Origin of the sequence: Duganella dendranthematis (assembly GCF_012849375.1) — a bacterium.
Classification (GTDB): Bacteria; Pseudomonadota; Gammaproteobacteria; order Burkholderiales; family Burkholderiaceae_D; genus Rugamonas; species Rugamonas dendranthematis.
Window position 1 is genome coordinate 5,113,732 of record NZ_CP051684.1, and the last position, 14,171, is coordinate 5,127,902.

13 protein-coding genes are annotated in these 14,171 nt (G+C 63.8%); 10 read left to right on the forward strand and 3 right to left on the reverse strand.

Annotated elements, in window-relative coordinates; all coding sequences use genetic code 11:
- Positions 1-4 precede the first annotated feature (4 nt).
- The 7 genes from HH213_RS23545 to HH213_RS23575 all read left to right on the forward strand — a co-directional run bounded on the left by HH213_RS23545 (position 5) and on the right by HH213_RS23575 (position 8,706).
- Positions 5-589 carry a hypothetical protein gene (locus HH213_RS23545; RefSeq protein WP_308494507.1) on the forward strand — a complete coding sequence of 195 codons (585 nt, stop codon included), beginning with the start codon at positions 5-7 and terminating at the stop codon, positions 587-589.
- Positions 590-1,915, forward strand: a complete 1,326-nt coding sequence (locus HH213_RS23550) for a hypothetical protein (RefSeq protein WP_308494508.1) — start codon at positions 590-592, stop codon at positions 1,913-1,915.
- Positions 1,912-2,979 carry a hypothetical protein gene (locus HH213_RS23555; RefSeq protein WP_169113845.1) on the forward strand — a complete coding sequence of 356 codons (1,068 nt, stop codon included), beginning with the start codon at positions 1,912-1,914 and terminating at the stop codon, positions 2,977-2,979. The genes HH213_RS23550 and HH213_RS23555 overlap by 4 nt, the downstream gene beginning before the upstream one ends.
- A gap of 89 nt (positions 2,980-3,068) precedes the next feature.
- Positions 3,069-5,318 (forward strand): SPFH domain-containing protein, encoded by a 2,250-nt coding sequence (locus tag HH213_RS23560; RefSeq protein WP_169113846.1) that lies wholly within the window; start codon positions 3,069-3,071, stop codon positions 5,316-5,318.
- Positions 5,319-5,342: 24 nt separating this feature from the next.
- Positions 5,343-7,643, forward strand: coding sequence for a bifunctional serine/threonine-protein kinase/formylglycine-generating enzyme family protein (locus HH213_RS23565; RefSeq protein WP_169113847.1), 2,301 nt, complete (start codon positions 5,343-5,345; stop codon positions 7,641-7,643).
- Positions 7,644-7,678: 35 nt separating this feature from the next.
- Entirely contained in the window at positions 7,679-8,023 is a 345-nt protein-coding gene (locus tag HH213_RS23570) for a zinc ribbon domain-containing protein YjdM (RefSeq protein ID WP_110848138.1), read from the forward strand.
- Positions 8,020-8,706, forward strand: a complete 687-nt coding sequence (locus HH213_RS23575; RefSeq protein WP_169113848.1) for a YjjG family noncanonical pyrimidine nucleotidase — start codon at positions 8,020-8,022, stop codon at positions 8,704-8,706. Before HH213_RS23570 ends, HH213_RS23575 begins: the two co-directional genes overlap by 4 nt.
- A 14-nt stretch (positions 8,707-8,720) precedes the next feature.
- Here HH213_RS23575 and HH213_RS23580 read toward each other — a convergent pair whose 3' ends face one another.
- Both HH213_RS23580 and HH213_RS23585 read right to left on the reverse strand, forming a co-directional pair.
- Positions 8,721-9,680 carry an MBL fold metallo-hydrolase gene (locus tag HH213_RS23580; protein WP_169113849.1) on the reverse strand — a complete coding sequence of 320 codons (960 nt, stop codon included), beginning with the start codon at positions 9,678-9,680 and terminating at the stop codon, positions 8,721-8,723.
- A gap of 135 nt (positions 9,681-9,815) precedes the next feature.
- A complete protein-coding gene (locus HH213_RS23585; protein WP_169113850.1) occupies positions 9,816-10,451 on the reverse strand; it encodes a GNAT family N-acetyltransferase in 636 nt (211 codons plus the stop codon).
- 53 nt (positions 10,452-10,504) lie between these two features.
- Between HH213_RS23585 and HH213_RS23590 the strand changes: the two genes are divergently transcribed.
- From HH213_RS23590 to HH213_RS23600, 3 genes are all read left to right on the forward strand, one after another.
- A complete protein-coding gene (locus tag HH213_RS23590; RefSeq protein WP_169113851.1) occupies positions 10,505-11,251 on the forward strand; it encodes an AAA family ATPase in 747 nt (248 codons plus the stop codon).
- Between the two features lie 77 nt (positions 11,252-11,328).
- On the forward strand, positions 11,329-11,727 hold the full coding sequence (locus HH213_RS23595) for an OsmC family protein (RefSeq protein ID WP_110848133.1): 399 nt from the start codon (positions 11,329-11,331) through the stop codon (positions 11,725-11,727).
- A gap of 4 nt (positions 11,728-11,731) precedes the next feature.
- Positions 11,732-12,613 carry a pirin family protein gene (locus HH213_RS23600; protein ID WP_169113852.1) on the forward strand — a complete coding sequence of 294 codons (882 nt, stop codon included), beginning with the start codon at positions 11,732-11,734 and terminating at the stop codon, positions 12,611-12,613.
- Between the two features lie 16 nt (positions 12,614-12,629).
- On the opposite strand, the gene HH213_RS23605 is transcribed toward HH213_RS23600, so the two are convergent.
- Positions 12,630-14,129: an FHA domain-containing protein gene (locus tag HH213_RS23605; protein ID WP_169113853.1), complete on the reverse strand. Its 1,500-nt coding sequence runs from the start codon at positions 14,127-14,129 to the stop codon at positions 12,630-12,632.
- Positions 14,130-14,171 lie beyond the last annotated feature (42 nt).

The window sequence follows — 14,171 nt, forward strand, 5'->3', positions numbered from 1 at the left end:
TGATTTGAACTCAACACAAGATAATCTGGATGCCCAACTGCGCGAACGCTTGCTGTTGTCGCCTGCCGTATCTGGCGACCGGCTGATGCTGGCCGACACCACGCTGCTGGCCGCATTGAACGGCACGCGCGCGCTGACGCCGAACGAGCGTCAGGCGCTGTCATCCTCGCCGCTGACGCTGCGCCGTTTCCGGCAGCTGTCGCTGGAGCGCTATGCCGCCGCCGCGCAAGCGCCGCAAGCCGCCAACGATCCGGTGTGGAGCGGCAGTCGTGGCATGCTGCGCGCGGCATCGACCACAGAGGCGCTGGAAGCGTTGGTCACCGATGACGGTCACTGGACCTTGCACTTTCTGCCGCAGGACGGCGGCTGGCAGGTGATATTGAGCTTGTCGGCGGAGGCGCCGTTCGCAGCGCGCTTGCTGAATGATCAGCCGCAGTTGCGGGTGATCGACGGCGGTGGCGCGATTGTGCTGCAAGGACGGCTGGATGCGGATGGCGAGTGCGAACGCGCCTGGCCGTTCGCTACCGCGCCGGCAGAACACTTTCAACTTTATGGAGCCGGCTTTGCCGTCGAACCGGTAGCGCCGTAGATGATGGGATTATTTAGCCGCCGCCGCAAGTTCTCCGCCGATACGGGCGGTTTGGGCGCCACATTGATCGCGCTTCGGCTCGACGAGGGTGATGTCGCGCCGTCGCATAGCACGGTGGTGGTGTTTAATGCGGGCGGCCATGCGCGACGTGTGGCAGCTGGCAAGGTGTCTTGCGAGCAGGGCGAGACGGTGTTCTGTTTTCATCCGGGGCCGTACACGGTGGATGTGACGCCGTTTGCATCGGCGCCAGAGTGGGGCTTGCGGCTGCGGTTTGTGGTGGATGCGGCCAATCCGCGCGTGACGCAGCAGCGGTTTGATTTGTATTTGTATAGCGAGACGGCGGGACGGCTGGAGCTGGCCGATTTTTCTGCGGCCGTTGAAATGGCGTTGCAAGCCGAGTTGGCGCAAGGGGCGCTGGAGCTGCCGCCATGTACCACGCTGGAAGAGTGGCATGCTTTCCGCGCCGGGTTGAATCAGCTGATGTACACGCGCTATGGCGTGACGGTGGACGACTGCGTGCCGGTTGATCTGGGCGATCAGATCGATTACGCCACCATCCTCCAAACCCGCGCCCAGCAAGCCGCTGAAGCCGAACGTGTGCGCTTTATCGCCACAGAAGCCGCAAAAGCCGTGCAGTCAGACCTCGCCCCGGCCGCCGCGCCAGCCGTCAGCACGCCTGCCGCCATCGAACCCACGCTGCACACTGCCACGCCCGCCGCCGCTGCCGCCGCAGGCAAAGCGAAGACCAATGCGCCCGGCGCACAGAGTCGCGCCACCTCGGCAACAGCGTCTCCGGCCACGCCTTGCCTGGGCCGCGAGTCAGACGTCGCGCTACCCTCGGATGCTGCTGTGTCCCGCCAGCCCGCTGGTCGCACGCCGTCCGGCGCGGCTTATGTCCGAGCCACCGCCACGACAGCGGAGCAGGATGCGCGGGCGTTGCGACGCCTGTTTCTGGAACTGCCAGCCCTCGGCAGCGGACTGCGGTTGCTTACTTTGCCCGACGGCCTGCCGATCTTCCAGCAGCATCAAGCCGTGCTGCTACGCCTCGGCATGGCCGCGCTCAATGTCAACACCATGCCGTCGCTGGCGTGGGCCGCGCCGGACCAGCCGCTGTCTGTGGCCGGCCAGGCCCGCCGCGTCGCCCAAACCATGATCGCCCAATCCGCATTGGACGAAGCCTGGTCCCTGCTAGCCCGCCTTCAACTGGCGGACCCGCAGCAATGGCCTGCACTGCTGGATGAAGCAGACCGCATTTGCACCAACCTGGAAACCGGCCTGTCCCTGCGCCGCATCGCGCAGCTCGAACGCATGGAGCCATCGCTATGACCACCATCTCCACCAGCGCCGTTCCCACTAATGCCGAATGCCGCGCCACTCTGGCCGACGGCCGCACGCTGACCATCACCGCCAGCCGCCGCCCACGTGCCAACCGCGCCGATGTCAAATGCACGGCGCCCAACGCGCCGGCAATAGCAGAACACATGCAGCAAATCGTCCGCCTGGCGCGTCACACCGAAGCGCGGCTGGACAGCCGTGACCAAGTGGTGCTCAGCATGGACATCACGCCATCCGCGACGGAGCGCGACTGGGAACTGGCCGCCGTCCTCGCCGACCGCATGGTGCGCGGCCTGCATCCCGCGAAGCCGGGCGCGATCATTACCGCGCATGGCCGCTCCGAGGCCTGGCATACCGGCCGCGTCACCGGCACGGTCCACACCACCGCGCCGCACACCGCTGGCATGACGCCGCCGGCAGCCGGAGCACCGCACGTGCCCCGCAACGGCGAATGCTCGCTGCAAATCACCCATCTGGGCGCGCTGCTGGGGCATGCCGATCCATCGGCCGCCATCTCCACCGTGCGCGCGTGGTTTCCGCTGCACAGCGGCGGCATCAACGACACCCTCGGCTGGGTAGAAGTCAGCGTCTTCCCGCTGGAGGCGCCGGCCGCCACGGAAGAAGACAGCATCGCCGCGCCCGGCCTAGACCTCACCGCCCAACAGGAAGTTAAACAAACCCTCATCGCTGCCCGCCATTTCGACGGCAAAGGCCTGAACCGCTGGCGCAGCGTAGTGCGCTTCGACCAGCCACGCTTCCAGGGCGGCTCCTACCAGTTGGCGCTGGTGATGGCCGACCGCCTTGCACGCGGCCGCGAGTTCGTGCCGCGCGGCCGCATCATCGCCACCGGCTGTTCCAGCGCCTGGCACGCCGGCCGCGTCGACACCGTAGACGGCCGCGAGCCCAAGCTGGAATTAATATTCAATCAAGTAAACAGCGGCGACCGCGTGCTGCTGCCTAAAGACTGGCAAGACCATTTGCCACCCGGATTTGCGGCCGGGCTGCGCCAAAAAGGCGCCAGCCTGGCCTGCATCGACAAGATTGGCATGATTTAAACCGTGCGCAAGAAGCAAACCGCGTTCGCCCTGCTAAAATCTGAAGATCGCAGGCGAGCCTGGAAGATGAATCGTAGAAGGAGTCTGGCATGTTCCAAATGTTTGGTTTTGGTGGCGTGAAATGCCCGCGATGCGAGCACAAAAACGACGACCAGTCGGGCTACTGCAAGCAGTGCGGCCTGACGCTCGGCGCGCCGCGCAACGTGCCGGTGCTGCGCGATAACCGCTGGATCCCCGGCGACAATGAACTGGCCGTGTATTTCGGCGTCAGCACGCTGTCCGGCATCTTCACCAAGACGCTGCGGGTGCCGGCCACCACGCGCGCCTACATTCTGCAGGCCGACAAGGCCACCGAAGTGCCGCAGGGCGAATACGAAATCGAAGGCTTCTTCACTCGCTTGAATCACCTGCTGCGCAACCAGAACGCCGAAATCCTCATCACCCGCACCTTGCCGCTGCCGGTTGAGTTTTCGTTCACCGACCTGCATACCGCAGAACACCTGAAGATATCGGCACGTTTCACGGTCGCTATCCGCATTGAAAACGTCTCGGCGTTTGCCCAGCATTTCATGACCGTGCCGGGCGTGGTCAGCACCCAGAACCTGCAAGAGCTGCTGGAACCGTCCGTGCGCCAACTGGCGGCGGAATTTGTCGGCAGCCGCTCGATCCGCGAGATGGCCGGCAACGCCGACCTGCGCCTGCAGCTGAACGAGCGCCTGCAAGCCGCACTCAAACTGCGCCTGGCCACCTACGGCCTGGCGGTGGAAGGCGTGGATACAGCCGCGCTGCGTCACGATAAATTCGACCATAACCGTGAACGCATCGGTACCCTGTGGCTGGTGGCGGATGAGCGCCACGTGCAGCTGGAGCACGTCAAGCAGCTGGACCAGATTTATAACGACGAAGAATGGCAGGCCATCTGGCGCGAAGAGCAGAAGATGCACTCCGACTTTCGCCGCGCCGAGCTGCGTCAGGACGCCAGTGTCAGCAAGGCCGAGCTGACGCTGAAGGAAGCCGAACGCGTACAAGCCCTGCGCGCGCGCGAAGTGGAGCTGTATAGCCGCGTAATGGATTCCAAGACCCGCAAGGTCGCTCTCGACAAAGGCGCCGGTACCGTGCTGGCGGACCTGGAGCACGAACTGGCGAAGAACAAATCGCATCGCCAGGGCGAGCAGGCTGACTGGGATCATGTTCGCCAGCTGGCGCAGATCCGCATGCGCACCGAACTGGAAGTATTACAGCAGACCGCTGCCGAGCAACGCCAGTTGGCGCAGCAACGCCTGTCGCATCAGCTAAAACAGCAGTCGATTGAAAACCAGATCGCGCAGGCCTTGCTGATCGAGGATGAATCGCACAAGCGCAGCGAACTGGCCGCGCTGCGCCAGCGTGAAAAAGACGAAAAGGCGCATGAGCTGCAAATCGAGGCGGAAGCCCATGCCGCCCGCATCCAGGGCATGACGCTGGCCCATGCCGCCCGTCGCCGCGAGGCCGAGCGGGTGCAGGAGTGGGAAGACCAACTGGCATTAGCGCGACAGCGTGACCTGCTGCGTGGCGACGCCGTCAAGGACGCTAGCAATGCGGTGGCGGTGGCGGAGATCAACCAGAAGATTGAAGACCTTAAGCGCTCCGGCGCGCAGGCCGATTCGATCGCCCAGTATGAAAAGCTGCTGCGCACCATCGAGGCGGACGGCGTTCACGCGCGCCAGAATCAAGCCAACGCCAAACAGGCCATGCTGGACGAACTGGCGGTGGAAGAGCAGCGCCAGATCATCAAGCAGCGCGATCACGAAGCCGCATGGCAGCGCGAGTTGAAGAAGTTTGAGCAGGAGCGTACAGCGGCGTTGACGGTCCAGCAATCGGAGCAGGACCATGAAATCCGCCGCATGGAGACCATGGGCCGCCTGAGCGACATGGCGCTGGCCGCCGTGGCCGCGCCGTCCAATGCGGAGGCGGTGGCGCAGATCATGAAACTGCAAATCCAGGGCGGCATGACGGCAGAGCAGATCCAGGCGCTGTCGCATGTGGTGGCGGCCGAACATGGCGTCACGCCGGTGGAAGCGGCGCGCATGGCGTATGAACGGGTGCTGGAAGAACGCGCGCACCGCGACACGGAGCTGGACAAGGACCGCAGCCACCAGGTCGATCTGCTGAATATCCAGAACGCCGCCAGCGCCAGTGCGCTTACCACGCAAAGCCAGTTGGGCGTGGGCGTGGCGCAAGCAGGCGCGCCGTCGGTGATGGTGGCGCCTGTGGTGCACCGCTGCGTCAACGGCCATGTGGTGCCGCCGGGTCGTGAACGTGACAAATTTTGCGCCGAATGCGGCGCGCCTATCGTCTAGCAGGGAACGGGTATAGTTCGGGTAATGATGCAAACAGCAAGAGACAAGATCCGCGAACTGCGGGCCTTACATGATGACGGTCTGTTGAGTCTCCAAGAGTTCGACCGTCGCAAGAACGCCATCCTGGACGCGGAGTACGCGCCGCCCGGAGGCGTTGGCGCGTCTGCGCCGCCACCGATGCCGGTGCGTCAGGGCACGGAACTGGGCCTGATGACCGGCCAGGAAATCGGTCCACAAAACCGCCGCTACCGGCTGGAGCGCCTGATCGGCATGGGCGGCATGGGCCAGGTGTGGCTGGCGACCGACCTTGCCACCCATGCGGAATTGGGCCACAGCGACCAGGTGGCGCTGAAGATCCTGCCGCCGCAACTGACGCAAAGCGCCACCCACGCCAAGCTGCTGATCGAGGAAGCGACACAGGCGCGCAAGCTGGCGCATGAACATATCGTCCGTGTATACGAATGGGCGCAGGACCCCGCCACGTCCAGCTATTTCATTATCATGGAGTGTCTGGAGGGGCAGGATCTGGATGCGTATCTGGCCGAGCAAGGTCCGCTGCCGCTGGAGTCGGTGTACAAGCTGCTGGCGCCGATTGGCGATGCGCTGCAATACGCATGGGACAAGCACAAGCTGGTGCACCGCGATATCAAGCCGGGTAATGTCTTCCTGACCAAGAAGGGTGAAGTCAAGCTGCTGGACTTCGGCATTGCCTCGCGCGCGCGCAGCGCCGGCAGCAGCCTGGGTTTGCAGACGCCGAACGCCGGCACCGCCGGCTACCGCGCGCCGGAGGCGGGCACGCATCAACGCCAGCCAGCGCCCAAGCTGGACGTGTATGCGGTGGCGGTAATGATCTACCAGCTGCTGGAAGGCCGCATGCCGTTTGACGATATGCGGCCGGCCGACTTCCACCCATCGCCGCCACGCGGCTTGAATGAGCGCCAGTGGAAAGTGCTGCAGGAAGGCTTTGCGTATTTGCAGGAGCGCCGTCCTGAATCGGTGAACGCGCTGCTGGCGGAACTGCACCGCGCCGCCGGCCCGAGCGAAGCGGAGCTGGCCGAAAAGGCCGCGCAAGCCGCGCGCGAACAGGCGGCACGCGAGCAGCAGCGTCAGAAAGAACAAGTAGCGCAAGCGGAACTGGCGCGCCAGACCGAAGAAAAGCGCAAAGCGATGGTGGCCGAACTGGCGGCGCGCCGCAAGGCGGAACTGGAAGCCGCAGCGGTGGACAAGCAGCGGCAGGACGTGCAGCGTCGCGCGCTGGAAGCCAAGCAGCGCGCCGAAGCGGAAGTCGCCGCACAGGCCCGCAAGCAGGTGCTGCGCGAGCAGTTGCAGGCACGCCGCGAGGCCGACGCCAAGGCTGCGCGCGACGAGCGCGAGGAACAGCAGCGCAAGGTCGCGCAGCTGAAGGCGGAAGTGGCGTATCGCCAGGAGCAGGAGCGCCACCGCAAGCAGCAGGCCGAGCGCCATGCTGCGGAGGTGGCGGCGATGACCGCCAGTGCACCCGTGGCTGACGCCAACGGCGTGCTGCGCGACCGCTTCCTTGACGGCACTGGCGCTGGACCGGACCTGGTGCTGATACCGACCGGCCGCTTCCAGATGGGCTCTCACGAACACGAACAGGCGCTGGCCATCAAGGCCGGCGCGCAGAAGAACTGGCTGGACCGCGAACTGCCGCAGCACTGGGTCGGCATCGAGCATTCGTTTGCGATGGCGCGCTTCCCGGTGACGGTGGGGCAGTGGCGGCGCTTCGTCAAGGACACCGGCTGGGAGTCGCAGTCGGATACCGACTGGCGCGATCCGGGCTTCAAGCAATCGGACGAGCACCCGGTGGTCGGCGTTAGCTGGATGGATGCGCAGCAGTACCTGCGCTGGCTGTCGCAGAAGACCGGTCACGTGTACCGCCTGCCGACCGAGGCCGAGTGGGAGTACGCCTGCCGCGCCGGCACCAAGACCGCCTTCAGTTTCGGCGACACCATCAGCACCGAGCAGGCCAACTACGACGGCCATTACACCTACAACGGCGGCAAGCGCGGCACGTACCTGCAAGGAACCAACAAGGTCGGCGCGTTCCAGCCCAATCCATGGGGCCTGTTCGACATGCACGGCAATGTGTGGGAGTGGACGCAGGACGTGGTGCACGATAACTACGCCGGCGCGCCCGCCGACGGCAGCGCATGGGAAGAGGGCGGCGACGCGGTGCGGCGCGTGCTGCGCGGCGGCTCGTGGCTGTACAACCCGCGCTATCTGCGTTCTGCCGTGCGCAATGGATTTTCAGCGGTGCTGGCCAACGACATCGTCGGCTTCAGGGTCGCCCGCAAGCTCGCATGAGGTATACTGCCGGACTTTGAAAGTCAGGATTATCCATGAGCGCTTTGCCACCATGCCCTAAATGCAGTTCCGAATACACCTACGAAGACGGCGCCAATCTGGTGTGCCCTGAGTGCGCACACGAGTGGCCGGCCGGCGGCGCTGCCGATGCGGCTGAAGATGGCCCGCGCGTGTACCGCGATTCGGTCGGCAACGTGCTGCAAGACGGCGACACCGTCACCGTCATCAAGGACCTGAAGCTGAAGGGCGGCGGCGGCACCGTCAAAGTCGGCACCAAGGTCAAGAACATCCGCCTGGTCGATTCTGATCACGATATCGATTGCAAGATCGATGGCTTCGGCGCCATGAGCCTGAAAACCGAATTCGTGCGCAAGGTATGACGCACAAGCTTTTCCTGTTCGACCTGGATGACACGCTGCTGGACTTCAAGGCGTCCGAGCAGCTGTCGTTTGCGCGCACCTTGCAGGCGTTGGGCATGGACGGCGATCTCGCGCAGCTTTTCCTCGGCTACCAGGCGATCAACCTGGCGCTGTGGCGCGCGTTTGAAACCGGCGCCGTGTCCAAGGACTTCCTCAAGGTCGAGCGCTTCCGCAAGACCTTCGCCGAGAACGGCCTGGAACTGGACCCGGAAGCGGCCAGCCGCCTGTACCTGGAATCGCTGTCGGATACCGTGGTGCTGATCGACGGCGCCTTGCAGCTGTGCGCAACGCTGGCCGGCATGGGCGAGGTGGGCATCATCACCAACGGGGTGGAAGCGATCCAGAACCAGCGCATCGCCAAGTCAGGGTTGCGCGAGCATATCTCGTTCGTGGCGACCTCGGAAGCCTGTGGCTACGCCAAGCCGGATGTGCGCTTCTTTGAATATGCGGCGCGCATGGCGCGCCCGTTTGCCAAGGAAGACGCGATCATCATCGGCGACCGCCTGGATGCCGATATCCTCGGCGCCAATCGCTACGGCATCGACAGCTGCTGGTTCAATCCCGAGCGCCTGCCAAACGTGTCGGAAGCGGTGCCGACTTTTGAGATCGACAACCTGCCGGCGATGCTTGCTTCGCTGGCGTAAGCGCTAGTTCCCGCTCAGGGACGCAGGGTGTAGTTGGCCGGCGTCCAGGTCCAGCTTTTGCCGTTGGCGCGGATGTAGCCCAACCCTGGGAATTGCAGGTGCGCCGCCGCCACCAGGTCATTCTCTTTGGCGATCATGGAAAACGCCGCCGTGCGCGCAGCGTAGGCCTGCTTTGGGTCGCTGTCGAAACCGATGGTCACCGACGGCGCGTCGAACTGCACTGCGGCTACGTGAATCAGGTCGCCGAGGATCACGAGTTTCTTGCCCTTGCTTTCGATGATGTACGAGGTGTGGCCCGGCGTGTGGCCATAGCTGGACAGGGAGCTGATGCCGGCCACCACTTCGCCGTTATGCTCGAAGGGCTTGAACTTGCCAGCCTTGACGTATGGTGTGAGCGATGTCATCGCGCCCTGGAAAAAGCCGGTGAAATCCTTGGGCGCATGCGCCATGTTCTCCTGGCTGAGCCAATAATCGGCGTCACGTTTGTCGGCGTGGATGGTGGCGTTGGGGAAGGCGACCTTCCCGTTGACCACCAGACCGCCGACGTGGTCCGGGTGGAAGTGCGTGATCAGGATGTCGTCGACCTGCTCCGGCTGGTAGCCGGACGCTTTCAGGTTGTCGGCCAGTTTGCCGAGGGTAGGCCCGAACAGCGCGCCGCTGCCGGTATCGACCAGTATCAGCTTGCTGCCCGTGTTGACCAGGAAGGCGTTGGTCGAGGTGGTGGTGGGCGTGGTCAGATGCGCCTTGTCCAGCGCGGCCTGGGTTTTGGCTTTGTCGTTCTTCAGCAGGTCGACCATCGGGAGGTCGGCGGTGCCGTCGCTCAGCGGCGTGATCTCAACGTCGCCCACCATGATGCGGGCAAAGCCAGGTGTGGCGATCTTCGACAGCGGTGCGGCGGCGTGGGCAGTAAGGCTGAACGTTCCTAGCGCCAGGGTTGCGGTGGCCAGTGCGGAACGAAGTGTTGAAGTGGTCATGGTGCGCTTTCTTGGTTGGTCGCTGATGTAACAATTACATCATGCGCCGCACCGTCTGGCCACTGGCATTAAGATCAGCCTTGCCATAGCGAGGATTTGGAATCGCCGTCTGCGACTTTTGGCCGAGAGCGGGCGCTAGGCCGCCGGTAGCGACACCGTGGAATATGGCGACAGCACGCGCCAGCCTAGTGTCGCGTACAGCGCGCGGCCTTGCTCTGTCGCCACCAGCACGCGCTGGGCGGCTTGTGACTGCTGCGCCGTGCCCAACGCCGCCATCAGCGCGGCGCCCAGACCCTGGCGCTGGTGCTGGGCCTCGGTGGCGATGCGGTCGAAGGCGAACACGCCTTCATGTTCCACCGCGTAGCCGCTGGCGGCCAGCGTGTCGTCTTCGGCGAAGATGCGTGCGGTGGTGATGCTGCCTTCGGTGGACACCTGCATCCAGAATCCCGACGGCAGTGACGGCACCGGGTTGCGTCCGGCGTCTTTGGTCATCAGGTAGGCGTCCGGGTGCAGCTCCCAGCGCGGCGTCACGTGCGCCTGCAATAGCGACGGCCGGCCGCACATTTTGATCAACACGCCCGGCTGATGGATTTCTCGCGCCAGCTCGGTGATGCCCGGGTGGGCGCTGGCGAACACATAGCGTCGTAGTTCGTCCGGCTGCCCGGTGTCCACGCGCAGGCCGCCGCGGTCCGGCACCGGTGCCGGCAGCCCGCGTGCGATCGAACGGGCCGCCAGCCAGCTGGCCAGCAATTGCGGATCTACGTTGCTCATTGAATCCTCACGCTTGATGTTATCCTTGATCGAATTATATGACTGGAATCGGTATGATCTCTAGACAGTATGTGTCGCAGGTGCGCTTGAAGGTGGAGGAGATCGCGGGGTTTGATCGCTATCCGTTTTGCCTGCCCGCTGTTCGCCATCTGAGCACGCTGCCGCTGCATCCGAAGGTGACTTTTCTGGTCGGCGAAAACGGCTCGGGTAAATCGACTTTGCTGGAGGCGATCGCGGTTGCCTTTGGTTTCAATCCGGAGGGCGGCACCAAAAATTTCGGCTTCAATACGCGTGCCTCGCATTCGGAGCTGCATCAGTATCTGCGGCTGGTGAAGGGCGTCAAGCAGCCGCTAGATGGCTTCTTCCTGCGGGCCGAGAGTTTCTTCAATCTGGCGACTGAAATTGAGCGGCTGGATCAAGGCGCGCTCGGACCGCCGGTGATTAACTCCTACGGTGGAAAATCCCTCCACGAACAATCGCATGGCGAGTCTTTCTGGTCGCTGGTGATGCACCGCTTCGGCGGCAACGGCTTTTACATACTGGACGAGCCTGAGGCGGCGCTGTCGCCGCAACGCCAGCTGGCGCTGCTCAGCCGCATTCATCAACTGGCAAATGAGAATTCTCAGTTCATCATCGCCACGCACTCGCCGATCTTAATGGCCTACCCCGACGCGGACGTTTTTCACTGCTCGGACGCGGGACTCAAGCGTGTGCATTACGAAGACACCGAGCATTTCCAGATCATGCACGATTTCGTCACGAACCCGCAGCGCATGCTGGATATTTTGCTATCCTCATGAGTGCTTTTAGCAGAAGCATAACTCCGTCATTCGGTGTACATTGTCGGTTCTGATTTAACGCTTACAAGGAACATAGAATGACGATCAAAGCCCTGCGTGATCAATCCCTGCCGATGCGCCATATCGTCCATGTGCGCAATCACATCATCTCCAGCGACATTTCGGTGGAAGAGGGCGGCAGTGACGCCGGCCCGTCGCCGCACGATTTGTATGACGCATCCCTGAGCGCCTGCAAGGGGCTGACCGTGGTGTGGTACGCCAAGCGCAAGAACATCCCGCTGGAGAATGTGGAAGTCACGATGGAACGCGATGACAAGGAAGAGCGTCATGGCGTCTACCGTCTGACCGCCACGCTGCACCTGACCGGCGACCTGACCGACGCGCAGCGCGCGGAGTTGCTGGCCGTGGCCGAGAAATGCCCGATCCATAAGCTGATGACTGCCGTGACCACCGAAATCACTACCGTACTGGGATAACATCATGAGCGTAACAAATCTGCTGAAGGGCCATGAGAAAGACCTGGGCGGCGGCCTGTTGGTGCGCCGCTTCCTGCCATCCGCCGTCAAGCAGGCGGTGGGCCCGTTCATTTTCTTCGACCATTTCGGTCCGCTCGACGTGCCGCTGGATGCCGACCATGACGTGCGTCCACATCCGCATATCGGCCTGGCCACCGTGACGTATCTGTTTGAAGGCGCGATGGATCACCGCGACAGCCTGGGCACGGTGCAGCGCATCGAGCCTGGCGCCATCAATTGGATGACGGCCGGCAGCGGCATCGTGCATTCCGAGCGCACGCCGAAGGATTTGATCGGCAAGCCGCACCGTACGCATGGTCTGCAACTGTGGGCCGCGCTGCCGGTGGCGCATGAAGAGGAAGCTGCGGCGTTCCACCACACGCCAGCCGCTGAGATTCCAGAACTGGACATCGCCGGCGCCAAGGTGCGCGTGCTGATTGGTTCGGCCTTCGGCCGGACCTCACCGGTCAAGACTTTCAGCCAGACGCTGTATCTGGACGTGGTGCTGCAAGCAGGCCATGAGCTGGTGCTCGATAGCCTGCCGGCGGAAGCGGCGGTCTATCCGATCAGCGGTGAACTGGAAGTCGACGGCGCGCCGCTGGAGCTGCACACCATGGCGCTGCTGAACACCGAAGGTCCGCAAAGCGTGAAAGCCAAGTCGGAAGCTCGCCTGGTGGTGATTGGCGGCGAGCCGCTGGACGGCCATCGCTTCATGTACTGGAACTTTGTTTCGTCGCGCAAGGAGCGTATTTCGCAGGCAGCGGAAGATTGGGAAGCGCAGCGCTTTGCGCCGGTGCCGGGAGAGACGGACTGGATTCCACTGCCGGCCAAGAAGCCGGCGGCGTAAACGCTGGTTGTAACAGTCAGGCGGTGGACAGTGCGTTCGCCGCCACCGTGCTGTACATGTCATCGGCGCCGGTGCGAATGATCCAGTGTTCCGGATACGGATCGCTGGCGAAGCGGGTATGGCGCGGCACGCGGCTCAGTTTATCCAGCGAGACGGTCGGCGCCAGCGCGGTTTCCTGGCCGGTCAACTGGTCCAGGTGCCAGAAGCCGCCGTCGCGGTGCAGCAGCAGCGGCAGCGCGGCCGCATGCGGCGCGGCGGCATACGATTTGACCGGATAGCCGGGATGCGCGTCAGGCGCCAGCAGGTAGAAGCATTCGGCATTGGCGCCATGGTCGACCCGGTGCAGGATCACGCCATGCGGCATGATGGCCGATACCGCCAGCGTGACAATGCCCTTGATGCTGGCGCTGAATTCAATCCGCATGCCGAGACGTAGCGCGGTCGGCTTATTCTTGCCCGGCCAGACGCCATCCAGCAGGATGCCGTAGCGCGACACATCTTCAATTTCAAATCCCAGGCCGGAACGGCGGATGATGGCATGGCGGCCAGACAGGCGGCGCGTGAGGCCGTTGGTGTCCTGGCCGTCCGCCGTGTAGTGGGTCAGCATCACGTCCGCTTCCGGATCGACCAGCTCAAAGCGGCCGATCACGCATTCTTCCATCGCGAACAAACGGATCTGGCGTTGCGCGCCGGCTTCCGGTGCGGCGTTGACCAGCGAGGCGGCGCGCGTGGTGTGTGGATGCACGGCGGCCGCTTGCGGCATGTCGATTTCGATCAGGTCTTCGTCCCACGCGATGGTGGAGAAGCCCAGGTCCACTTTGCCAGCCGGCGCGTTCAGGTCCAGATGGGCGATGCCGGCGTTGCGGGCGGTGACGTCGATATCCAGGCTGTCGCCGCCTTGCGCGCTGACGCGGGCGATGGAGGCGTCGTCCGCCATCACGCGCACGTTCTTGTGGGTGCTGAGGAAGATGCGGTGGATTTCGGTCAGCGTGGCGTCCAGGCGCGGCACCAGGATGACGAAGGTGCATACCCATTTGCGCGCCGCCATGCCGGGATGCTGGCTAAGCAGCTCGATGCTGATCTGGTACTGGCCATGCTCCTTGCCGCGCGACGAGAACTCGACGAACACCGGTCGCCATTCGCCGCCGACCGCGCGCACAAAGTGCTGGCGCGCGGCGCCGTTGGGGATCAGGTCCGATTGCAGTTGCAGCGTGAGTTGCGGCGCGCAGGCGTCCGGCATGCCGCGCAGTTCCATTTTCAAGGTCTGGCGTCCGCCGGCGGCGCGCGGGTCGAAACCGCTGATGTGCAGTTGCGGACGCAGCGCCTGCGCGCGTTGATGCGGGCGGGCGTAGTTTGGTTCGGCGGCTGGAATATCGGCGGTGTTGGTCAATGCAGGGACGACATCCAGCACCGTGACCGGCGAAGCGGGACGGGTGGTGCGCAAGGCAGTCAGCAGATCGTAACTGGACGCTTCCGTTTGGGCGTGGCCGCCTTCACAAGTTTGCGTTCCAGGCATGACCCAGAAGGTGCAATGCGGGTGCTGGGCATTACTGCATTT

Coding starts and splice junctions, on each gene's coding strand:
- HH213_RS23570 (WP_110848138.1), top strand. CDS start 7,679: ATGAGCGCTTTGCCACCATGCCCTAAATGCAGTTCCGAATACACCTAC.
- HH213_RS23605 (WP_169113853.1), bottom strand. CDS start 14,129: ATGCCTGGAACGCAAACTTGTGAAGGCGGCCACGCCCAAACGGAAGCG.
- HH213_RS23560 (WP_169113846.1), top strand. CDS start 3,069: ATGTTCCAAATGTTTGGTTTTGGTGGCGTGAAATGCCCGCGATGCGAG.
- HH213_RS23555 (WP_169113845.1), top strand. CDS start 1,912: ATGACCACCATCTCCACCAGCGCCGTTCCCACTAATGCCGAATGCCGC.
- HH213_RS23550 (WP_308494508.1), top strand. CDS start 590: ATGATGGGATTATTTAGCCGCCGCCGCAAGTTCTCCGCCGATACGGGC.
- HH213_RS23590 (WP_169113851.1), top strand. CDS start 10,505: ATGATCTCTAGACAGTATGTGTCGCAGGTGCGCTTGAAGGTGGAGGAG.
- HH213_RS23575 (WP_169113848.1), top strand. CDS start 8,020: ATGACGCACAAGCTTTTCCTGTTCGACCTGGATGACACGCTGCTGGAC.
- HH213_RS23580 (WP_169113849.1), bottom strand. CDS start 9,680: ATGACCACTTCAACACTTCGTTCCGCACTGGCCACCGCAACCCTGGCG.
- HH213_RS23585 (WP_169113850.1), bottom strand. CDS start 10,451: ATGAGCAACGTAGATCCGCAATTGCTGGCCAGCTGGCTGGCGGCCCGT.
- HH213_RS23565 (WP_169113847.1), top strand. CDS start 5,343: ATGATGCAAACAGCAAGAGACAAGATCCGCGAACTGCGGGCCTTACAT.
- HH213_RS23600 (WP_169113852.1), top strand. CDS start 11,732: ATGAGCGTAACAAATCTGCTGAAGGGCCATGAGAAAGACCTGGGCGGC.
- HH213_RS23595 (WP_110848133.1), top strand. CDS start 11,329: ATGACGATCAAAGCCCTGCGTGATCAATCCCTGCCGATGCGCCATATC.